The organism is Marinospirillum insulare DSM 21763 (genome assembly GCF_000686905.1).
Classification (GTDB): Bacteria; Pseudomonadota; Gammaproteobacteria; order Pseudomonadales; family Halomonadaceae; genus Marinospirillum; species Marinospirillum insulare.
Genome location: NZ_JMLW01000008.1, coordinates 37,412 through 59,840 on the forward strand (window position 1 = coordinate 37,412; position 22,429 = coordinate 59,840).

Genomic DNA, 22,429 nt, shown 5'->3' on the forward strand with positions numbered 1-22,429 from the left:
ACTTAGCGCTTAATTAGCTCAAAAAAAAGCTTTGCGCATAACCGGTTACTAACAAGCCCAGAAGAAAAACTACGGCTAGCACTAGCATTAAATCAGGTTTCTTTTTCATAATAAAACTATCCAACAGGTATTTCTCGTCTTAACTTAAACAGGTTCTTATTTAAGTGTTAATTTTTTATAGTAACTCTAGGCTAAAAGCTGTTGATTACTCGCTAATAGCCCTCAAATTTGCAAGGTTAATCTAATTTATTACTTTTTCATCTATAGAACAAGTGTACTAATGTATTTTTTACAGGTTCTTAAGTTAACTGATGAGCTAAATTTAATTAGCGTAGAAAAAGTTGATAAGCAGGATTATCGCTTTCACGCCAGTAACGGTAACTAATTTTGTCGAGATAGGCTTCAACATTAGGCCTATCACCATTAGGTACTTGTAAGCCAACTAGAACCCGACCATAAGCAGCACCATGGTTACGGTAATGAAAGAGGGATATGTTCCAGTCTTGCCCTAGGTTATTTAAAAAGTTTAGTAGCGCCCCTGGTCGCTCAGGAAATTCAAAGCGGTAAATTTCTTCATTACAGTCTGATGGAGTACGCCCACCACCTAAATGGCGAATATGCAGTTTGGCTAGCTCATTGTCAGTTAAATCAACAACAGGGTAGCCTGCTTCTTTAAGCTGCTGAATAAGCTCTGATCTATCTTCACTGCTTGGCTTAACTTGAACACCCACATAAATCTGTGCGTTTTTTGGGTCGGCATAACGGTAATTAAACTCTGTAACCATTCTTCGCCTACCAATAATTTTACAGAAGTTTTTAAAGCTACCTGGGTGTTCTGGAATACCTACAGCTAAAATGGCTTCACGCTTTTCACCTAATTCAGTACGCTCTGCTATGTGTTGTAGGCGTTCAAAATTTGTATTAGCACCTGAGTTAATACAAATTAAATTAGTATCTTTAGTGCCTGTTTGTTCAACGTACTTTTTCAAACCGGCTAAGGACAAAGCTCCTGAAGGCTCTGCTACACCGCGAGTATCTTCAAATATATCCTTAACTGCTGCACACATTTCGTCTGAAGTAACAGTAATCACTTGGTCAACGTAATTTTTACAAATTTTGAAAGGCTCTTTACCAATTTGAGCAACAGCCACCCCTTCTGCAAAAATACCAACCTGATCTAAAGTCACTCGTTTATTTTTTTCTAAGGCTACTTTTAAGCAGGCTGCATCCTCTGCTTCTACACCAATAATTTTTATTTCTGGGCGCAAATACTTCACATAGGCAGCAATACCAGCAATTAACCCGCCACCACCTACTGGTACAAAAATAGCGTGAATGGGGTCAGGATGCTGACGCAACATTTCTATAGCTACCGTACCCTGACCTGCAATAACGTCTGGATCATCATAAGGGGGCACATAGGTATAGCCATGTTCTTTAATCAGTTCTAGGGCGTGCTCTAAAGCTTCGTCAAAAGCGTCACCCTTTAAAATAACCCTTGCACCTCTAGCCCTTACTGCCTGAACTTTAATGTCAGGCGTAATGCGTGGCATTACAATAACGGCTTTAACACCCATCACCTTGGCAGCCATGGCTAAACCTTGCGCATGATTACCAGCCGAAGCAGCAATAACACCCTTGGCTTTTTCAGCTTCTGTTAGCTGAGCCATTTTGTTGTAAGCACCACGTATTTTAAAAGAATAGACCGGCTGCAAGTCTTCACGCTTAATCCATACTTGGTTATTCAGGCGTTTAGACATAAAACGTGCTTCAGAAAGCGGGGTTTCTAGGGCGACATCGTAAACACGCGCCTGGAGAATTTTCTTTACGTAATGCTCAAGCATGATGGGGTTTCTTCCACTCACTTCATTAAAATTAAATAACGCACCATTGTGTCGTTTTGCTGCGCTTGCGTCTAGTAAAGCTGACCAGAGGTTTTTGTTATTTCGCTTCTTGCTATACTGCTAACTAATCAATACTTTGCTCAATAGGTAGTTATTTTATGAACCAGAATGAAATGAAGCAGGCTGTCGCCAAGGCTGCACTCGACGAAATTCGTCATAAACTAGAAAAAGACATGATTATTGGTATAGGCACTGGTTCTACTGCTAATTTTTTTATTGATGAATTAGCTAAATTAAAACAAGATTTTGATGGTGCAGTGGCTAGCTCAGAAGCCAGTGCTGAACGTTTGAAAGCGCATGGCATTCGATTGGTTGATTTAAATTCAGCAGGCCAACTCCCTTTTTATATTGACGGTGCCGATGAAATTAATGGTCGCCTACAAATGATTAAAGGCGGTGGTGCTGCTTTAACCCGAGAAAAAATTGTAGCCGCTTGCAGTGATACCTTTATTTGTATTGCGGACCAAAGTAAACAGGTCGATATTTTAGGCGAGTTTCCTTTACCTGTTGAAGTTTTACCTATGGCACGTAGCCATGTTGGCCGTGAACTAGTCAAGATTGGCGCTGATCCCCAGTGGCGACAGGGTGTAACCACAGACAATGGCAACTGGATTATCGACTGCTATAACTTTAAGTTAGATGACCCAATTAAGTTGGAAAGCATGATTAACAATATTACTGGCGTGGTTTGTAATGGTATTTTTGCCCATCGCCAAGCCGATATTTTACTCTTAGGTAGTTCTGAGGGTGTGGAGCGTTTGGTTTATCCAAGCAATTAAGGTAGCAGGCTTTCTACAAGGGTTAGCTGTTTTTGCATAGCGCCCTTGTTAGCTTCAACCACTTGAAGCGCTGCAGTTTGCATGGTTTGGCAAGTATTTTTATCTTGCCAAAGGTTTAGCACTAGCTCGGGTAGTTCTTCTGCCTGCTCTACTTCTGCCAGGGCTCCAGCATCGCGAAGCAAGTTGGCTACTTCACTAAAGTTTTGTAAATGTGGCCCAGTAATCACAGGCACACCTACTGCCGCTGGCTCTAATAAGTTATGCCCGCCGATTGGCTCTAAACTACCTGCTACAAAAGCTATATCTGCTAAAGCATATAACAACAGCATTTCGCCTAGCGTATCGCCTAAATAAACTTGGGTTGTTGCTTGGATTGGTTCTTCTAAACTACGCCTTGCTAGGTTTAAGTTTTTATCCTGTATCAGCTTGGCAGCCTCATCAAACCTTTGTGGGTGGCGCGGCACTAAAATTAATAATGCATTGGGCTGTTTAGCTAAGATTTTTTGGTGCGCTGCTAACAAAGGCGCATCTTCACCCTCATGGGTACTGGCTGCTATCCAAACAGGCCTAGCATCTAAGTTTAAGTTTTCTTTTAAATGGGTTAATTGTTGCTCAAAATCAGCCGCTAGCTGTAGGTCATACTTAATTGTGCCAGTTACTTCTACTCTGGTTTCTGGAAAACCCAAAGCTACAAACCGCTGTGCATCTTCATCTGCTTTAGCTGCTAGGTAGGTTACTTTTTTTAAAGCATCAGCCATTAACGGACGTATTTTTTTATACGCATTAAATGCTTTAGGCGATAAGCGCCCATTAGCAATAATGAGTGGTATGCCAGCTTGATAACAGGAGTGAATTAGATTGGGCCAAATTTCTGTTTCAAAAATAATGCCCACTAAAGGTTTTAAGGTTTTAACAAATCGCTGGGTATTCCAAGGCAAATCTAGGGGTACTAGGTAATGCCTTGCTTCAGGTAAACGCTGCCTAACTTGTGCGGCACCAGTTGCAGTCATGGTTGTTACTACCAGCTGCTTGTTTGGGTGACGCTCTTGCAAGGCTTTGAGCAAGGGTTCTGCTGCTAACACTTCACCCATCGAAGCACAATGTGCCCAGATAACAGGCTTTTCAAAAGGTGAAATATGCCCTGCACGCTGGCGCTCTGAAAACTCATTCACCCTCTCACGCGCCATACGCTTTTTGGCCCAAGGTGAAAGCAAGGTTAATAAACTTGTATAGGCTAAACGTGAAAAAGAGAGCATTAACTTTTATCCAGTATAGAACGCACCATGGCTGTGGTAGAAACCCCATCCACAAAACTGAGTACCTTTACTTCACCACCTGCTGCTAACACTGTAGCTGCGCCAGCAATTGCTTCTACTTGGTAATCTCCACCTTTAACTAAGACATTAGGTACTAGCTGGGCAATAATTTCAGCGGGCGTATCTCCCGTAAAAGGAACCACCCAATCAACTGACTGCAAGCCAGCTAAAACACGCATACGTCTTTCTAATGTGTTGATAGGACGTGAAGGACCTTTTAAGCGACTCACTGATTCATCGGAATTAACTGCTACAACCAGCCTGTTGCCTAGTTTGCGAGCTTCTTCTAGGTAGGCCACATGGCCTGCATGCAGTAGGTCGAAACAGCCATTGGTGAAAACAATTTTTTCACCTTTATTTTTGGCTAGGCGAATTAATTTTGCTAGACGATCAGCTTCTGTCACGCCATATTCTTGCAGCGTATCGCTATGCAGTGCTGTATAAATCTCACCTAAGCTAACCGTTGCAGTACCCGGCTTGGCAACCACTACACCTGCAGCTAAATTGGCTAACATCATGGCTTCAGGAAAGTCATGACCAGAAGCTAAGGCTAAACCTAAAACTGCGATTACCGTGTCACCTGCACCTGTTACATCATAGATTTCTTGTGCTCGAGTGGGTAGATGCAAGGGTGCTAAACCTTCTCTTATCAGCGTCATGCCTTTTTCACTGCGAGTTATTAGTAAGGCTTCTAGCTCTAACTCACTACGCAGTTGTTCACCTTTTTGCTCTAGTTCTGTTTCGTCTTTACATTCACCTACTATGGCTTCAAATTCACTTAGGTTAGGCGTTAGAACACTGGCTTGGCGGTAAATAGAAAAGTCTTGTCCCTTAGGGTCTATTAAAACTCTTTTACCTGCTTTACGTGCCATTTGAATCATTTTTTGTACTTGGTTTAGCGTTCCTTTGGCATAGTCTGAAAGAATAACCAGATCAGTTTCTTTTAAACCTGCACTAAAGGCATCTAGGAAGCTTTGCCCTGCTTGTAATTGCTCTTCAAAATCTAAGCGTATTAGCTGTTGATTACGGCTCATTACTCTAACCTTGGTTACCGTTGGTTGAGTGTCTGAACGATCAAAAAATGTTTTTACACCCAGTTGTTCTAAACGACCATCTAATAAACGGGCATTATCGTCCCGCCCAACAATGCCCGCCAAACCTGCATTAGCACCAAGGCTTACTAGGTTTAATGCTACGTTAGCCGCACCACCCGGGCGATCATCCTGAGCTTGAACTTTTACTACAGGTACCGGTGCTTCAGGTGAAATGCGTGAGGTAGCACCCTGCCAATAACGGTCTAACATCACATCGCCAGCAACTAAAATATTAGCCTGCTCAAAAGCTGCAAAGTTAACTTTCATTCAATTAAATCCTTGTTGGAATCTTAGGGCTAAGTTTTTTTAGTTTAAGGTCGGCAGCAATTAAATCTAGTTTTTCTATAACGTCTTGTGAGGTAATTAAACCCATAGCATTGGGGCTTCTAACCCTTTGACCCCAAGCAACAGTTTCTAAGGGCTGTTTTAAGTATTTAGCCACAGCTTCTGGGTAACGGTTTACTACATAATCATCGAGCCAAGGGCCTGTACGTGCAGGGTTACTAGTAGCATACAAACCCAACGCAGGTTTGCCTCTAGCCGCTGCCATATGGATAGGGCCTGAATCGGGCGCTATTACCAGCTCAGCACCATCAATCACGGCTAACAAGGCTTTTAAGTTGGTTTTACCCATTAGGTCTAAAATTTTAGATTGCGAATGCTTAATAATTTGTGCTGTAGCATTTTTTTCTAACTCTGTTTGCCCACCCACTAGCACCGTGGTTAAACCATAGGCTTGCTGGGCATAATCTATAACCTCTGCCCAGCCTACAAAATCTTCCCAGTTACGCCAGTTACGTTTTCTAAAACTGCTGCAAGGGCTAATCACTAGGTATCTTTCTAAACCTGCAACCAGTTGTTTAGCTACGGCTTGATCTGCTTCTGGTACAGGAATGCTCCATTCAGGTTCAGTTTTAGCAACACCCAAATAATGAACAAAGTCCATAAAACCTTGACCAACTCGTACATTAGGATTGGCGTTAATTTGTTCGTTAACAAACCAGTTTTGATTATCTTTAGCCCTTGCTGCATCAAAGCCTATACGCCGTTTAGCAGGAATAAAGCGTGATAATACACTGGCTCTAAGGGCTGCTTGCATGTGTAGTAATACATCGAAGGGCTTGCCAGCGCGTTTATCCATAATTTCTTTACGTAGTGCACGCATACCAGCCAAACCACTTTTCTTATCGTAGATAAAGAAGTCGACTCCTTCCAAGCCAGCTAGTAAGTTATACTCAGCACGGCCTATAACCCAGGTTATTTTTATTCCCGGCTGTTGCTTTTGTAAAGCCCTAACCGCGGGTACTAGGTTACAAACATCGCCAAGCGCAGATAGGCGTAAAATACATAGATCACCAAGATTAAGACTGGACGATAAAGACGGCATGAGTAATTTCCAACTGCTAGAGGATCAAGGATTGATCATTCTATATGACCAAGTACAAATCCCACAAATAAGTGCTGACTGGTTTAGTTTAAATTATTGGGAAGCCAATCAAGCCGTTCTTGGTGGTGCGCCTGGTCGGGGTACTAGTTTGTTTATTGAAACCCCCGCTGGTGAAGCAGTTTGGCGGCATTACCACCGTGGTGGCATTCCAGGGCGCTTCATTAAAGATAGCTATTTTTGGCAAGGCCTAGAAAAAACCCGCGCTTGGCAAGAGTTTAAATTAACAGCCAGGTTGCTCACAAAAGGCTTACCTGTACCTCTACCTTTAGCAGCTAGCATTAAACGCCAAGGGCTATTTTATTCAGCCGATTTAATTACCCTGCGTATTCCTAATGCGCTACCTCTAATGGATTTTCTAACCACTAATAATCAACCAGAGTTAAACCTACTTCTTGAAAAAGTAGGGCAAACAATGGCTGAGTTTCATGCCGCAGGTTTAAACCATGTTGACCTTAACCCACGCAATATTTTAGTTGATTCTAAGCTAAGCAAGGTTTGGTTAATTGATTTTGACCGGTGCCAATTAACAAAACCTAACACTAAGTTAGCAGCTAGTAACATAAAGCGCTTAACCAGGGCATTTAATAAAATAAATCCAAGCCAAGTCAATGTTTGGCTGAAGAGTTTTATGGCAGGTTACGCTAGCTAGCTATCAGCAACACCTACTTGCAAAATAGCCTGCTAAGTTCACCTAAAAATATATAGAAAACTGCAACACTAGGAATAATTTTTCAATTTAAAAACAGGGTTGTTTACTTATGCGACTAATCCAGGTTTGCCTTAACAAAGATTATGATGATCAGTCTCAGCAAGCTGAAATGTTAATCCGAAGCCTAGCCGAACAAAAAATAAAGCAATTATTAGTTTGCCGTAAAAACTCAGCTTTACATAATCGTTTAAGTCATTTGCGTAACCTCCCTTTGGTTACTGTTAGCAACACCTGGTCTGGTCACTTCAAAGTGCCTAGAAAAGGCTTAGTTCATGCGCATGATTTAACAGCAGCCAAATGGGCAAGCTTACAAAACCGTTTACGTGGTACACCTTGGCTAATGAGCTGGTATTTTCCAGATGAAGCATCAATTGCCCCACTCAAAAAAAGTTTGTTAAAAAAGGCACAAGCCCTCTTAGTCAACTCTATCCCTGTCGAACAAGCTATGCGTGAAAAAGCTTACTGTGCTGTTAAACGTCTACCTAGTTCTGTACTACCTTTAGATACCAACCCCATGGCTATGACTCAATTACGCAGCCATTACCAAGGGCGTTTTGTTATTGGTCACAGTGGTTATATTTCTGCAGATGGTAATCAACAGCTGTTACTCGAATGTGCTGAAGCACTTCAAAAAGATTTGCCTAATATTATTTTTGTTGTTTTAGGCGATGGACCACAAAAAAATAAATTAAAAAAGGCCAGTGATGGTTTGCAAAACATTGACTTTGTGGGTGAGCCTAAACACCTAGGTGATTACTTTTCTATTATGAATATCTATATTGATCCTGCTAACCAAGCCACATCGCTTACTGGCCTATTACAAGCAATGAACTTTCATATTCCTGTTATTGCCAGCCGAGTGTCAGGCTTTGCTGAGTTTATTAGACACCGCAGTAATGGCCTACTTTTTAAAAAAAATGACGTTGATTCTTTAATAGAAATGATTAAGGTGCTTTATAACAGTGTACCGCTACGTACTCGAATGACACGCGATGCACATAGCCAACTAAAAGATGCTACCCCAGAAAAAGTAAGCCATAAGAACCTAGCTGTTTACTCTGCTTTAATTCAGAACCTGAAAGCAAAAAAAGGATAAGGTATAATCTTGCCCAATCATCTCCATTCACCGATGCAAGGGCAGTTTTGACCATGAACTCGTCAACGCCAGATGTTTCCACCTTTCAGGGCTTAATTCTTGCCCTACAGCAATACTGGGCCAATCAAGGCTGTGTTATTTTACAGCCACTTGATATGGAAGTAGGTGCAGGCACCTTTCACCCAGCTACTTTTCTTAAAGCCTTAGGTCCAGAAACCTGGAACTCAGCTTATGTACAACCCTCGCGTCGCCCTACTGATGGCCGCTATGGTGAAAACCCTAACCGTTTACAACATTACTATCAGTTTCAGGTAGTGATGAAGCCTTCACCCTCTAATTTCCAAGAACTTTACTTAAACTCTTTACGCATGATGGGTATTGATCCTTTAGTTCATGATGTACGTTTTGTTGAAGATAACTGGGAATCTCCAACCTTAGGTGCCTGGGGTTTAGGCTGGGAAGTTTGGTTAAATGGTATGGAGGTGACTCAGTTTACCTACTTCCAGCAGGCTGGTGGCCTAGAGTGCTACCCAGTAACCGGCGAAATCACTTATGGCCTAGAGCGCATTGCCATGTATTTACAAGGCGTAGACAGTGTCTATGACCTGGTTTGGACACTTGACCCTAGCGGCAAGCCAGTAACCTACGGCGATATTTGGTTACAGAACGAGCAGGAACAAAGTACTTACAACTTTGAGCAGGCTGATGTTGATGCTCTCTTTGCTTGGTTTGATCAATGTGAAAAAGAGTGCAATAAGCTGCTAGTGGCACAACTGCCACTTCCTGCTTATGAGCAAGTTTTGAAAGCCTCACATACCTTTAATTTATTAGATGCACGCCATGCTATTTCCGTTACTGAGCGCCAGCGTTTTATTTTGCGTGTGCGCACTTTGGCTAGAGAAGTAGCCGTGCTTTATTTTAATACACGTAAAGCCGCAGGTTTCCCTTTAGCACCCAAACAGCTAGCGGAAGAAGTGTTTGCGCAACTGGCTTCTGATGAGGAGAAAGCATAATGGCAGCTGCCGATCTATTACTTGAGTTAGGCTGTGAAGAACTGCCACCTGCTTTATTAAAATCGCTTACTAAAGCCTTAAAGACCAGTATTGAAGGTGGTTTAAAAGAGGCTGGCATTCCTTTTTCAGCAAGTGAAACTTATGCCACCCCACGTCGCTTAGCCATTATTATTAAAGACTTGGCTAGCAACCAACCCGATCAAGCCATTGAGCGTCGAGGTCCTGCTTTAGCTGCTGCCTATAAAGATGGTGAGCCTAGTAAAGCTGCTTTAGGATTTGCCGCCTCTTGTGGTGTAGAGCTAGACCAACTAGAAACCTTAGAAACTAACAAAGGCAGCTGGCTAGTTTTTCGCGCTACACAAGCAGGACAAGCGACCGCCAGCCTACTACCTGCAATTATTAACAAAGCGTTTGCTAGCTTACCCGTACCTAAACGCATGCGCTGGGGCGCTAGTCGTATAGAGTTTTCGCGCCCAGTACACTGGTTAGTACTTTTGCATGGCAACCACCTTATACCTGCAGAAGTCATGGGTTTAACCTCTAACCGTATTACTTATGGGCACCGTTTTCATGCACCCGAAGCTATTCAGCTAGTTGATCCTGCTGCTTACCTACCTAGTTTACAAGCTGCAAAAGTGATGGCCTCATTTACAGAAAGACGTGAAACTATACGCCAGCAGGTTTTAGCTGAAGCAAAACAACATCAAGCCACTGCAGTTATTGATGAAGACTTACTAGACGAAGTCACTGGCTTAGTAGAATGGCCAGTAGCCTTAACAGGTAGTTTTGAGGAACGGTTTTTAGAAGTCCCTGATGCTTGTTTAATCTCTTCAATGAAAGCCAATCAAAAATACTTCCATATGGTTGATGATAAAGGTGCTTTATTACCCTTGTTTACCACCATAAGTAACATAGAAAGCCATGACCCTTCCGTAGTGATTGCGGGTAACGAAAAAGTTATTCGTCCGCGTTTAGCTGATGCTGCATTCTTTTTTGAATCTGATAAAAAAACTCCTTTAGCAAACCGCTACGCAGGATTAGAAACAGTAGTTTTTCAAAAACAACTGGGCACTCTAGCCAACAAAAGTCAGCGAGTCGGTGTAATAGCTCAAGCTATTGCAGAAAAAATTCAGGCTAATCCTAAGTTAGTAGAACGAGCTGCCTATCTAAGCAAGTGTGATCTAAACACTGAGATGGTTTTAGAGTTTCCTGAGCTACAAGGTATTATGGGTGAAGCCTATGCTGCACAAGATGGTGAGGCTGCAGAAGTTAGCCTAGCACTACGCGAGCAATACTTACCCCGTAACCCTAGTGATAACTTACCAACATCTGGTGTAGGTATTTGTTTAGCCTTAGCAGATAGGTTAGACACCCTGACGGGGATTTTTGGTATAGGTCAAAAACCTAGTGGTGCTAAAGATCCTTTTGCTCTACGACGTGCTGCTTTAGCAGTTTTAAATATTTTAGTTAACCTCCAGTTAGATTTAGACCTAAAAGAACTCATTCATCTTGCATTAGAGCAGCATAAAAACTTACCTAAAGCAGATAAAGTCGAAACTGAGTTATTAGACTATATGCTTGATCGCTTCCGTGCTTGGTACCAAGCTCAAGGCATAGCCACAGGCGTTTTCTTAGCAGTACGTGGTCGTGGTGTAACTCATCCTTATGATTTCGACCGCCGTGTGCAAGCTGTTGCAAGCTTCGACAAGTTAGACGAAGCTGCTGCCTTAGCCGCTGCTAATAAGCGTGTTAACAACCTTCTTAGTAAGCAAGGTTACTCGGCTAGTGTTGATGTTAACTCAAGCCTTTTAACTGAAGCTGCAGAAATAGAATTGGCCAAACAAGTAGCGGCTAAACGTTCTGAAGTTGCCCCTCATTACGCTAAAGGTGACTATCAAGCTGCTCTGCACTCTCTAGCTGATTTGCGTGAAGCTGTTGATAACTTCTTTAATGATGTAATGGTCATGACAGAAGATGATGCTTTGCGTAACAACCGTTTAGCTTTATTAGCTTCTTTGCAGGCTTTATTTATGCATACTGCTGACATAGCTCAACTGCAACACTAGTTAATTTAAGGGGCCTTAAACGGCCCCTTTTTTTAGTTTAAATTTTAGGTTGAATTTGGCTAATAGTATGAAAAAAATATTAATACTCGACCGTGATGGTGTCATCAACCAAGACTCTGATGCCTTCGTTAAAAGTGCCGCAGAGTGGCTTCCTCTACCTGGTTCAATAGAAGCCATAGCCAAGCTTTATAAAGCAGGTTGGATACTGGCTGTTGCCACTAATCAATCAGGGTTAGCGCGTGGAAAATTCACCCAACAAGATTTAGACGAACAACATGCAAAAATGCTAACTCTTATAAGAGCAGCAGGTGGTGATCTTCACCATATTGCTTGGTGCCCGCATGGGCCTGATGATGCTTGTGCTTGCCGTAAACCTAAAGCTGGTTTATTAGATCAAATATCTCTAGCACTAAACCTAGACCTAACAGGTGCAACAATGGTTGGCGATGCACTGCGTGACCTTCAAGCAGGTCAAGCTAGAGGTTGCCAAGCTGTATTAGTACGCACGGGTAAGGGAATGCAAACCCTAGCCACTAATGAGGGTTTAGAAGAAGTTAGGGTGGTTGATGATTTAGCAGAACTGGCTGAGCAACTGTTAGCTTAAACTATAAAAAAAGCCCCGTATCTTTGGTTCACTCAAAAATACGGGGCTTTTTATTTCTAACTATTTTTACTAACTAGACATCTAAATTAGCTACTGACAGCGCATTGGTTTCAATAAACTGACGGCGTGGTTCTACTTCATCACCCATGAGTGTTGTAAACATCATATCTGAAGCAACTGCGTCATCGATGGTTACTTGAAGCATGCGGCGTGTTTCCGGGTTCATGGTAGTATCCCATAACTGCTCGGGGTTCATCTCACCCAAGCCTTTATAACGCTGAATATTCACTCCCCGCCTTGCCTCTACCATCATCCAATCCAGCACATCTTCAAAGCGCTTAACTGGCTTTTTCTTTTCGCCTCTGGCTATGTAGGCACCTTCTTCAAGCAGACCATCCATTTCTTCGCCATAAGTTCTTAAAGCTGCATAATCTGCTGATTTAAAGAAATCTATATTAAAGATATAGTCTGTTGGTACACCGTGTGCAATGACTTCTGCAGCAGGTAAATAAAGACCTCGCTCTGCATCTTCAACCAGGTGCATGTGTACTTGGGTTGTTTCACTAGCGGCTAAAACTACCCACTCCTCCAACTGCTCTACCCAGCTAGCAACTTTTTCTTTATCTTTTAGATCTTCAACATTTAACGTCGATGCATCAATCATTTGCGTTAGTACAAACTCAGGATACACCCTAGATAAGCGCTCAATACGTGCTCTAGTATTACGGTAGTTGATAACCAAAGTTTCTAAGCTTGCACCTGAAATAGCCGGTGCTTCTGGGTTAGCATAAAGGGAAGTGCCCTCTAAAGCAGTTTGTGTAAGGTAGTCTTCTAAGGCTGCCTCATCTTTTAAATATTGCTCGTGCTTACCACGCTTAATTTTATAAAGAGGTGGTTGAGCAATAAAGATATGCCCCCGCTCAATTAACTCAAGTGTTTGGCGGAAAAAGAAGGTTAGTAACAGGGTACGTATATGCGACCCGTCCACATCAGCATCCGTCATAATTATAATGGAGTGATAACGTAACTTATCTGGGTTAAATTCCTCGCGGCCTATTCCACAACCTAAGGCTGTAATAAGCGTACCAACCTCAGCAGAAGACAGCATTTTATCAAAGCGTGCTTTTTCTACGTTAAGAATTTTACCCTTAAGAGGTAAGATAGCTTGAGTTCTACGGTCACGGCCCTGTTTTGCTGAGCCACCCGCAGAGTCACCTTCCACTAAGTAAATTTCAGAAAGTGCTGGATCTTTTTCTTGGCAATCAGCGAGTTTACCTGGCAAACCTGCTATATCTAAAGCTCCCTTACGGCGTGTCATTTCTCTGGCTTTACGGGCTGCTTCACGTGCTCTTGCAGCATCTAGCATTTTACTCACTATAGCTTTAGCTTCTTGTGGGTATTCAAGCAAGAAATCAGAAAAGGTTTTACCCATTTCTTGCTCAACTGCTGTTCTTACTTCTGAAGATACTAGCTTGTCTTTGGTTTGTGAGGAGAATTTAGGGTCTGGTACTTTAACTGAAACTATAGCTGTTAGCCCTTCACGAGCATCGTCACCCGTCGTGCTTACTTTCGCTTTTTTAGCTAAACCTTCTTGTTCTATGTATTGGTTAAGAACACGCGTTAACGCACCTCTAAAGCCTGCTAGGTGTGCACCACCATCACGCTGAGGAATATTATTGGTGTAGCAGTAAATGTTTTCAGAGTAACCATCATTCCACTGCATGGCTACTTCTACGTTTACACCATCTTCTTCTCGTTGATTACTAAAATAAAAAACACTACCTAAGGTAGTTTTATTAGTATTTAAGTGGTCTACAAAAGCTCTTAAGCCACCTTCATAGTGAAAAATTTCTTCCCGATTATTGCGCTCATCAACTAAAGAAATTTTTACACCTGAGTTCAAGAAAGACAGTTCTCTTAAACGCTTAGCTAGTGTATCAAAGCTAAACTCTATATTAGTAAAGGTTTCATTAGAGGGACGAAAGCGTACTAATGTACCGCTTTTTTCTGTCTCGCCAATCACAGTTAAAGGTGTTTGTGGCACACCATGGGAGTAAACCTGTTCATGAACTTGTTTATCTCGCCATATAGTTAGAGTTAATTCCTCAGACAGAGCATTTACAACAGATACGCCTACACCGTGCAAACCACCTGAAACCTTATAGGAGTTGTCATCAAACTTACCACCCGCATGCAGCACTGTCATAATAACTTCAGCAGCGGAGATACCTTCTTCTTCATGGATATCTGCCGGCATACCTCGACCATCATCAGAAACACTAACTGACTCATCTTGGTGAATCACTACCTTAACTTCATTACAGTGACCAGCTAAGGCTTCATCGATGGAGTTATCGACTAACTCAAACACCATATGGTGCAGGCCTGTACCATCGTCAGTATCACCAATATACATACCCGGTCGTTTACGTACTGCATCCAACCCTTTCAGCACCTTTATGCTGCTAGAGTCATAGGAATTATTTTCGCTCATTATCCACTCCTATAAAATCCTAGTTGCAAGTATCAATAAGACTACTCACTTCCTAGGTGTGGCTTAGGGCTTACTTGCCCTTGTTCCACGTGAAACCATGAAATACTATCTGGATTTAACCATCCTTCTGCAAGTGCTTCTGCATCTACGCCAGTAATAAATACTTGGCCTGATTGCTTTTCAAGCACCTCACAAAAAACTTTTCTATGCTGCTTATCTAGTTCAGCAGGCAAGTCATCAATAAGGTAAACACACTGTTTTCCTCTTGCCTGAGAAAGGAGAGCACCTTGTGCTAGCTTTAAAGCTGAGACAACCAACTTTTGTTGTCCGCGTGACAAAATATCCATGGCTGTATAACCATTAACAGCCACTCGTACATCTGCACGCTGTGGTCCAGCCTGGGTAAAGCCTTGTTCACGATCTTTGGTTCTTGATAAAAATAGAGACTCAACTAAATCTACATTTTTATCCCAACCTCGCTGAAAGCTAAGTGTTAAGTTATCTAAGCCTAAAAACTTATCTAATAATTCAGCAAACAGTGGCTTTAAACTTGTTAAATACTCCTCCCTTAAAGCTGTAATTTTCTCTCCATTCTCTGAAAGCTCTTTTTCCCATAAACTCATTTCTAACTGATCTATTCTACCATGCCTAAGCAAGCTATTGCGTTGTTTTAAAGCTCGCTGAAAGCGCTTCCAACAGTCAATAAAGGAGTGTTCCACGTGAAACACTCCCCAATCTAAAAACTGTCTACGATCCTTAGGACTTCCTTCAAGAAGACGAAAAGCATCAGGGTTAATTAGCTGCACAGGTAAAGCTGCAGTTACCTCCGCTACCCCGGCGGGTTTTTGTCCACGAAATAAAATTTCTGTATCTGCACTCTGTTGATGGCGCTGAACACCAAGAGAATAAGAATTACCTGACTCAGCAGCTATACTGCCAAAAACAGTAAACTGCTCAGTAGCATGCTGAATTAAACTTTTAATTTTTTTACTACGAAAAGACCGAACCATACTCAACAGGTAAATAGCTTCTAATATGGAAGTTTTACCGCTCGCATTTTCACCAACCAATAAGTTAACTCCTGCCGTAGGATAGATATCGGCAGAAGCAATATTGCGAAAGTTGGTAATTTTTAGCTGCTGAATTGTCATCAGAAAGGCTAGCCAGCTGACATAAGAAAGCTGGCTATAAATAGACTAAAGACGCATGGGCATAACAACATAGAATGCATCGCCACCACCTGCGGCTTGAATTAATGCACTAGAGGTAGGTGAAGAAAGAGCTATTTGAACTTCCTCTACCTGATCACCTATATTGTCCATCACATCCACTAGGTAACCTACGTTAAAACCTATATCTAACGGCTCACCTTGATAGTTAATATTTATACTTTCCTCTGCTTCTTCTTGATCAGGATTTTTAGCAATCAGTGTTAAGGTGTTTTCTGTTAGCTGTAGATGAATGCCTAACAACTTTTCGTTTGCCAAAATACTGATTCTAGATAACATTTGGCGTAACTCTAAACGATCACACACAACTAACTTATCGCTTTGACGAGGAATAACCTGTTCGTAATCTGGGTAGCGCCCTTCAATATGTTTAGAAACAAAAGTGGCATTTGGCATATTCACCTGAAAGTGCTGCTCTCCAAAAATAAGAGTAACTGGCTCTTCAATTTCATCTAACAACTTAGCCAAATCATTAACAGCTTTAGCAGGCACTATCATGCTAGATTTTTCAACTTCACCAATTTGAACAGCTGCATCTGCCATAGCTAGTCGATGCCCGTCAGTAGCTACAGCTCTTAAACGATTTGTTGCTAATTCAAAATACATACCATTAAGATAAAAACGTACATCTTGGCGAGCCATAGCAAAATCATTACGACGTATCAAATTAAGCAGTTGGCTTTGAGGTAAAGCAACTTGGTGCCTGATAGGGCTAAGTTGAATTGAAGGAAACTCTGATGATGGCAAAGTGGCTAGTACAAACCGGCTACGACCCGACTTAACGACAACACGTTGATCATCTAGGCTAAACTCAAGCAACGAACCTTCACTTAGAGAGCGGCAAATATCAGATAGTTTTTTTGCTGGTACAGTAATACTTCCACCAACATCTAGCTTATGCAAGTTTAACTGCCAAGTTAGCTCTACTTCTAAATCTAAACCTGTAAGCTTAACCCCTTCTTCATTAGCTTCAATGCGTAAATGCGCAAGTATAGGAAGCGTTGGACGACGAGCAACCACACCAACCATTATAGAGAGTGGGCGTAAAAGTGTTTCGCGAGATACAGAAAATTTCATTTTAATAACCTTAAAAATTAGCTGGTCAATAAACGGAGAAGGTTTTTCCAGTCTTCACGGATATCTGGGCTTTCATCCTGTAAAGACTTAATTTTTCGACAAGCATGTAAAACGGTAGTGTGATCACGCCCACCAAAAGCATCACCTATTTCGGGTAATGAATGATTCGTTAATTCTTTTGCTAGAGCCATAGCTAATTGCCTTGGCCTAGCTATAGAACGATTACGACGTTTAGAATGTAGGTCAGCAATTTTTATTTTATAATAGTCAGCAACAGTACGTTGGATATTTTCAACACCCACTTGCTTGTCTTGCACTGCAAATAAATCTTTAAGTGACTCTCTCACTAGCTCAACGCTAATTGCTTGCCCTTTAAATCTTGAGTCAGCTATCACCCTGTTTAAGGCACCTTCAAGATCTCTAACATGCGAGCGTATTTTTTGCGCAATAAAAAAAGCGACTTCTTGCGGCAAGTCAACTTTAGCTATCTCAGCTTTTTTCATAAGAATAGCAACACGCAACTCCAGCTCTGGGGGTTCAATAGCCACAGTAAGCCCCCAGCCGAAACGGCTTTTTAACCTTTCCTCAACACCAATTTCTTTTGGATAGCGATCAGAAGTTAGTATAATTTGCTGCCCACCTTCTAATAAGGCGTTGAAAGTATGAAAGAACTCTTCTTGCGACCTATCTTTACCAACAAAAAATTGAATATCATCTATCAGTAAAGCATCTAGATTACGGTAATAACGCTTAAAATCATTAATAGCATTTAGCTGCAAGGCTTTAACCATGTCTTGAACAAAGCGTTCAGAATTAAGGTAAACAACCTTAGCATTAGGATTTTGCTTAAGTATTTGGTTACCTACCGCATGCATTAAGTGAGTTTTACCTAAACCAACACCACCATAAATAAATAAAGGATTGTATGCACTGCCCGGGTTTTCTGCCACCTGAAAAGAAGCTGCACGGGCCAACTGGTTAGACTTACCTTCTACTAAGCTATCAAAGGTGTGTGAAAGGTTAAGCATAGAGTTATGCTTAATTCCACCTTCTACCTGAATACCTTCTCGCTTACGTGGTTTTGTTGAGTTAGTAGGCTCAGCAATTTTAGCTTGATATTCAGTAAAAGCAGAAGGCTGATGCTCGCTTGTTCTAGGTTGATTTAAGTTTGGAGTTACTACTGGTGGGGTAGGTGCTACGCCTACAGCTGGTTGTTGTTTGCTACCAACAGCAAAACGTACATCAGCAACCTGCCCTGAGGATAGCTCTTGCAACAACTGCTCAAGTCTGTCTGAGTACTTGTCTGTTACCCACTGTAAAACAAATCGATTAGGTGCTAAGAGATGCAAACTACGACCATGCATTTCTGCTTGCAATGGACGTATCCAAGTCGATATAAGCTGGGCAGACATTTCTTTTTCTAAAATCGCTAAGCACTGCGACCACAAGTCATCAACAGACACGTTTCCACTCCTCTTAATAATTCATCTATTCTAACTGCTAAGCCTTAAGTTATCCACAAGCCTCACATAAAATCCGCTTTACAAAAAAAACTATTATGTGGATAACTAGAGCTAAAAGATTGGCACAAACTAAGCATAACCTTGAGGATAAAAAAGCATGTGGATAAGTTGCTAGCTTATCAACAAGGAGCCTACAACTTACTCTAAGATTGCAAACAGGCTAAACAACCCAGCTGCTAACAAGCTAAGCACTTGTTTTTATTGTAGAAAATATACTTATGAACAGTTTTGTGGATAGCTAATAATAGTAATAGTAGTTAAAGATCTTTTAAATACTTATATATAGTTATTTTTTGTGGGACAAAATCATAATACTTCAAGGAACAATTGCGCTTTGGTGAAGAAGGCTTTAAAATCGCCAGTCTTGTAACAAAAAAGTTTCTCTAGGGTCTCCAACCCATGGAGATTCCTTAAAACCTGCAACACCATGTGGAAGTAAATAAAATGAAACGTACTTTTCAGCCCAGCGTTATTAAACGCAAGCGTAATCACGGTTTTCGTGCTCGTATGGCCACTAAAGCTGGTCGTCAAGTTCTGGCTCGTCGTCGTGCCAAAGGTCGTCAGCGTCTGTCTGCTTAAGCACCAGTCGAACGATGAAGAACTTCGGTTATCCCCGGCAGCTTAGACTTCTAAAACCTGGGGATTTCCGTAATGTTTTTGAAAACACTCGTTACAAAGTCTATTGTCCGGGCTTTTTACTGCTTGCGACACCGAGCAAACAAGCCGCAACACGACTAGGTTTTGTAATTGGCAAGAAAAATATCAAACTTGCAGTTAATCGAAATAAAATTAAACGGATATTTCGAGAATCTTTTCGATTAAATCAACACCAACTGCCTAATATCGATATTATTGTTCTTGCTATCAAAGGTGCCAGCCAAGTCACTACTGAAGAGCTCAGTAAAAGTTTGACAGAAGCTTGGCCACAACTCGGTAGGCGCGTTAACAAAGCGACTGCAAAATTATCCTCCTCGATTAAGCGACAATGATCCCATGGACGTAAAACGCATAGTGCTCTTTTCATCCCTGGCGGTAGTCGCCTATCTGCTGATGCTTCAGTGGAATAAAGACTACCAGCAGCAAGATGTACAAGTTCAGGCACCTCAAGTACAACAAACACTATCCAACAATGATTCAGTGACTGAAGAAAACGAAGTCCTGAAGCTAGGTGCACCCGAAAAAACAATTCAAACCGATCCTAGCAGTGCACCGAAGATACAAAACTTAATTAGTGTTAAAACAGATACTTTTGATATCCGAATTAACCCTAAGGGTGGCGATATTGTTTATGCTGCTTTGCTAAACCATAAAACTAAGGTTGATTCAGACCAGCCTTTTGTACTACTACAGGATGACAATTTACGTCATTACGTGGTGCAAAGTGATCTCAGTGGTTTAGGCAACAAGCAGCGTTTAATGCTGTCTAGTCCTAAAAACGCTTATGTGTTATCTAAAGGTCAAGATGAACTAGAGGTTCATTTAACAGCTGAGGTTGAAGGGGTTGAATTAACCAAAACCTTTACCTTCGAACGTTCTAGCCATTTAATCAAGGTTGACTACCAGCTTAACAACCAATCAGATCGCACTCTAGCTACCAGCTTTATAGGTTTGATTAAGCGAGATTCCAGCGCAGACCCTAGTAAAAGTGAGTCTATGGGTATGCAAGCCTACCTAGGTGGTGCCTTTTCAACAGATGAAAAACGCTATCAAAAAATAGATTTTGATGACATTAAAAGCAAAGGTTTCCAAGCAGACTCTGTAGGTGGTTGGGCAGCCATGCTGCAGCACTACTTTATTACTTCGTGGATACCTCCACAAAATGAAAGCAATTTCTTTAGTACTCGTACAGATAGATCTGGTAACCATATCGTTGGCTTTACTGGGTCTGAATACCTAGTTGAACCAGGTAGTAGCACTAACTATTCTGCAGGTCTTTATATTGGCCCAAAAATTCAGAAAGATATGGAAGCTATAGCACCTAACCTAGATTTAACCGTAGATTATGGTTGGCTTTGGTTTATTGCACAGCCTCTATTTTGGTTACTGAATTGGTTCCACAGCTTTATTGGTAATTGGGGTTTTTCGATTATCCTAGTCACTGTGGTTATTAAGATTGCCTTTTATAAGCTCTCAGCTACTGCCTACCGTTCTATGGCTAACATGCGTCGTGTAGCACCTAAGCTAGCGCGTATTAAAGAAGAAGCTGGTGATGACCGTCAAAAACTTTCACAGTCAATGATGGAGCTATATAAGAAAGAAAAAATCAACCCTATGGGGGGTTGCTTACCAATTCTAGTGCAGATGCCTGTATTTATTGCGCTCTACTGGATGCTAATGGAGTCAGTTGAACTGCGTCATGCTCCCTTTGTTTTGTGGATAGCTGACTTATCAATGAAAGACCCCTACTTTGTACTTCCAATCATAATGGGTGCGAGTATGTTTGTTCAGCAGCTACTTAACCCTACGCCTCCAGATCCAATGCAGGCAAAAATTATGAAGATGCTACCTATCATTTTCACCTTCTTCTTCCTCTTCTTCCCAGCAGGACTCGTGCTTTACTGGGTAGTTAACAATATCTTGTCAATTTTACAGCAGTGGTATATTACTCAAAAAATTGAAAAAGAAGATAAAGAAAGAGATAAATTAGCAAAAACTTGATTTAAACAGACCCCCTCCTAGTGAGGGGGTTTTGCTATCTAAGAGTAAAAGCCATGAGCCAGCAAGACACCATAGCCGCAGTTGCCACACCACCTGGTAGAGGAGGTGTAGGAATAGTAAGAGTATCAGGTAGCTTATGCCTAGCTATTGCGAAACAACTATTGGGTAGATCACTCAGTCCTCGACATGCTCACTATTTACCCTTCTATGATGCTCAAGGTGAAGTTATAGATGAGGGGTTAGCTATATATTTTCCAGGACCTAACTCTTTTACAGGTGAAGATGTTTTAGAGTTTCAGGGTCATGGCGGCCCAGTTTTATTAGATAGATTATTAGAAAACCTGTTACAGCTTGGCGTAAGACTTGCTCAGCCTGGTGAGTTTTCACAAAGAGCTTTTTTAAACGACAAGTTAGATTTAGCTCAGGCTGAAGCTATCGCCGATATGATTGATGCTAGTTCACGCCAAGCAGCCGAAAATGCACTGAAATCATTACAGGGTGTTTTTTCGCAAAAAGTACATGGCCTTGTAGATAAGTTAATTCATCTGCGTATGTATGTTGAAGCAGCCATAGACTTTCCTGAAGAAGAAATCGATTTTATAAGTGATGGTAAGGTTAAAGAAGATTTATATTCGATTATTGAGCAGCTAGAGGCTGTGAAAAATGAGGCGCAACAAGGCTTTTTAATGCGCGAAGGCATGAATGTTGTGTTAGCAGGCAAACCTAATGCTGGTAAATCGAGTTTAATGAATGCTCTAGCAGGTTACGATAAAGCTTTAGTGACCGAAATTGCAGGTACCACACGAGACGTTTTGAAAGAACAAATTCATATTGATGGAATGCCCCTGCATTTAATTGATACAGCAGGTTTAAGAGAAACCGATGATCTAGTAGAGCAGCTTGGTGTAGAACGAGCTTGGAAAGAAATAGAGCAAGCAGACCGTATTTTATTAATGGTAGATGCACAAGAGACTAAAAGCCTGAACCCACTAGATATTTGGCCTGAGTTTGTTAAACGCCTACCTCATCCTGAACGCTTAACCTTGGTTAGAAATAAAATAGACTTAACTTCTGAAGTAGCAACGGCTGATTTATCCACAAGCCCTCCGGTTATTCGTATTGCTGCTAAGCAACTAGTTGGTGTGGATAACTTAAGAAAGCACTTAAAAGAAATAATGGGATTTCAAAATACTACGGAAGGTGGGTTTTCTGCTCGACGAAGGCACCTAGATGCCTTACAAAGAGCGAGTCACGTCATTCATAAGGGTAAGTTAGAATTAGAAATAAACGGTGCTGGTGAGCTCTTAGCAGAAGACTTACGCAGCGCACAGGAAAGCTTATCAGAAATCACTGGTCAGTTTTCAGCCGATGATTTACTAGGTAAAATTTTTGGTGAGTTTTGTATCGGAAAATAAGTCGA

Annotated in this window: 18 protein-coding genes; 10 read left to right on the forward strand and 8 right to left on the reverse strand. The window is 41.5% G+C overall.

What is annotated here, in order from left to right:
• Positions 1-326: 326 nt before the first annotated feature.
• Positions 327-1,844, reverse strand: coding sequence for a threonine ammonia-lyase, biosynthetic (gene ilvA, locus BP27_RS0104465; RefSeq protein WP_027850530.1), 1,518 nt, complete (start codon positions 1,842-1,844; stop codon positions 327-329).
• Positions 1,845-2,002: 158 nt separating this feature from the next.
• On the opposite strand from ilvA, the gene rpiA reads away from it, so the two are divergent.
• On the forward strand, positions 2,003-2,683 hold the full coding sequence (gene rpiA / locus BP27_RS0104470; RefSeq protein WP_027850531.1) for a ribose-5-phosphate isomerase RpiA: 681 nt from the start codon (positions 2,003-2,005) through the stop codon (positions 2,681-2,683).
• On the opposite strand, the gene waaA is transcribed toward rpiA, so the two are convergent.
• Genes waaA through BP27_RS15205 form a run of 3 tightly spaced genes read right to left on the reverse strand, consistent with a single transcriptional unit; the run spans position 2,680 to position 6,480 of the window.
• The gene (waaA, locus tag BP27_RS0104475) at positions 2,680-3,939 is read right to left on the reverse strand and encodes a lipid IV(A) 3-deoxy-D-manno-octulosonic acid transferase (protein WP_027850532.1); all 1,260 of its coding nucleotides are present in this window, start codon (positions 3,937-3,939) and stop codon (positions 2,680-2,682) included. The genes rpiA and waaA overlap by 4 nt on opposite strands.
• Positions 3,939-5,360 carry a bifunctional D-glycero-beta-D-manno-heptose-7-phosphate kinase/D-glycero-beta-D-manno-heptose 1-phosphate adenylyltransferase HldE gene (gene hldE / locus BP27_RS0104480; protein WP_027850533.1) on the reverse strand — a complete coding sequence of 474 codons (1,422 nt, stop codon included), beginning with the start codon at positions 5,358-5,360 and terminating at the stop codon, positions 3,939-3,941. The genes waaA and hldE overlap by 1 nt, the downstream gene beginning before the upstream one ends.
• Before the next feature lie 4 nt (positions 5,361-5,364).
• Positions 5,365-6,480: a glycosyltransferase family 9 protein gene (locus BP27_RS15205; protein ID WP_036239382.1), complete on the reverse strand. Its 1,116-nt coding sequence runs from the start codon at positions 6,478-6,480 to the stop codon at positions 5,365-5,367.
• Here BP27_RS15205 and BP27_RS15210 point away from each other — a divergent pair.
• The 5 genes from BP27_RS15210 (at position 6,479) to gmhB (ending at position 12,028) form a co-directional block, all read left to right on the forward strand.
• Positions 6,479-7,189: a 3-deoxy-D-manno-octulosonic acid kinase gene (locus BP27_RS15210; protein ID WP_036239384.1), complete on the forward strand. Its 711-nt coding sequence runs from the start codon at positions 6,479-6,481 to the stop codon at positions 7,187-7,189. The two genes, BP27_RS15205 and BP27_RS15210, sit on opposite strands and share 2 nt — an antisense overlap.
• A 109-nt stretch (positions 7,190-7,298) precedes the next feature.
• Positions 7,299-8,345, forward strand: coding sequence for a glycosyltransferase family 4 protein (locus tag BP27_RS0104495; protein ID WP_027850534.1), 1,047 nt, complete (start codon positions 7,299-7,301; stop codon positions 8,343-8,345).
• Positions 8,346-8,398: 53 nt separating this feature from the next.
• Positions 8,399-9,358 carry a glycine--tRNA ligase subunit alpha gene (gene glyQ, locus BP27_RS0104500; RefSeq protein WP_027850535.1) on the forward strand — a complete coding sequence of 320 codons (960 nt, stop codon included), beginning with the start codon at positions 8,399-8,401 and terminating at the stop codon, positions 9,356-9,358.
• Positions 9,358-11,424, forward strand: coding sequence for a glycine--tRNA ligase subunit beta (gene glyS / locus BP27_RS0104505; RefSeq protein ID WP_027850536.1), 2,067 nt, complete (start codon positions 9,358-9,360; stop codon positions 11,422-11,424). The genes glyQ and glyS overlap by 1 nt, the downstream gene beginning before the upstream one ends.
• A 67-nt stretch (positions 11,425-11,491) precedes the next feature.
• A complete protein-coding gene (gene gmhB, locus BP27_RS0104510) occupies positions 11,492-12,028 on the forward strand; it encodes a D-glycero-beta-D-manno-heptose 1,7-bisphosphate 7-phosphatase (protein WP_036239386.1) in 537 nt (178 codons plus the stop codon).
• Positions 12,029-12,101: 73 nt separating this feature from the next.
• Here gmhB and gyrB read toward each other — a convergent pair whose 3' ends face one another.
• From gyrB to dnaA, 4 genes are read right to left on the reverse strand one after another with little or no spacing between them, the layout of a single operon-like run.
• Positions 12,102-14,522, reverse strand: a complete 2,421-nt coding sequence (gyrB, locus tag BP27_RS0104515; protein ID WP_027850538.1) for a DNA topoisomerase (ATP-hydrolyzing) subunit B — start codon at positions 14,520-14,522, stop codon at positions 12,102-12,104.
• Positions 14,523-14,563: 41 nt separating this feature from the next.
• The gene (gene recF, locus BP27_RS0104520) at positions 14,564-15,673 is read right to left on the reverse strand and encodes a DNA replication/repair protein RecF (RefSeq protein ID WP_027850539.1); all 1,110 of its coding nucleotides are present in this window, start codon (positions 15,671-15,673) and stop codon (positions 14,564-14,566) included.
• A gap of 45 nt (positions 15,674-15,718) precedes the next feature.
• Entirely contained in the window at positions 15,719-16,828 is a 1,110-nt protein-coding gene (gene dnaN / locus BP27_RS0104525; protein ID WP_027850540.1) for a DNA polymerase III subunit beta, read from the reverse strand.
• Positions 16,829-16,845: 17 nt separating this feature from the next.
• On the reverse strand, positions 16,846-18,240 hold the full coding sequence (gene dnaA / locus BP27_RS0104530) for a chromosomal replication initiator protein DnaA (protein WP_425411877.1): 1,395 nt from the start codon (positions 18,238-18,240) through the stop codon (positions 16,846-16,848).
• Between the two features lie 555 nt (positions 18,241-18,795).
• On the opposite strand from dnaA, the gene rpmH reads away from it, so the two are divergent.
• The 4 genes from rpmH to mnmE are packed head-to-tail and all read left to right on the forward strand — an operon-like array spanning position 18,796 to position 22,424.
• Positions 18,796-18,930 (forward strand): 50S ribosomal protein L34, encoded by a 135-nt coding sequence (gene rpmH, locus BP27_RS0104535; protein ID WP_027850542.1) that lies wholly within the window; start codon positions 18,796-18,798, stop codon positions 18,928-18,930.
• 14 nt (positions 18,931-18,944) lie between these two features.
• Complete coding sequence (rnpA, locus tag BP27_RS0104540; RefSeq protein WP_027850543.1) at positions 18,945-19,340, forward strand: ribonuclease P protein component; 396 nt, start codon at positions 18,945-18,947, stop codon at positions 19,338-19,340.
• A gap of 4 nt (positions 19,341-19,344) precedes the next feature.
• Positions 19,345-21,009 carry a membrane protein insertase YidC gene (yidC, locus tag BP27_RS15215; RefSeq protein WP_036239389.1) on the forward strand — a complete coding sequence of 555 codons (1,665 nt, stop codon included), beginning with the start codon at positions 19,345-19,347 and terminating at the stop codon, positions 21,007-21,009.
• Positions 21,010-21,062: 53 nt separating this feature from the next.
• Positions 21,063-22,424, forward strand: a complete 1,362-nt coding sequence (gene mnmE / locus BP27_RS0104550; RefSeq protein WP_027850544.1) for a tRNA uridine-5-carboxymethylaminomethyl(34) synthesis GTPase MnmE — start codon at positions 21,063-21,065, stop codon at positions 22,422-22,424.
• The last annotated feature ends 5 nt before the right edge of the window (positions 22,425-22,429 follow it).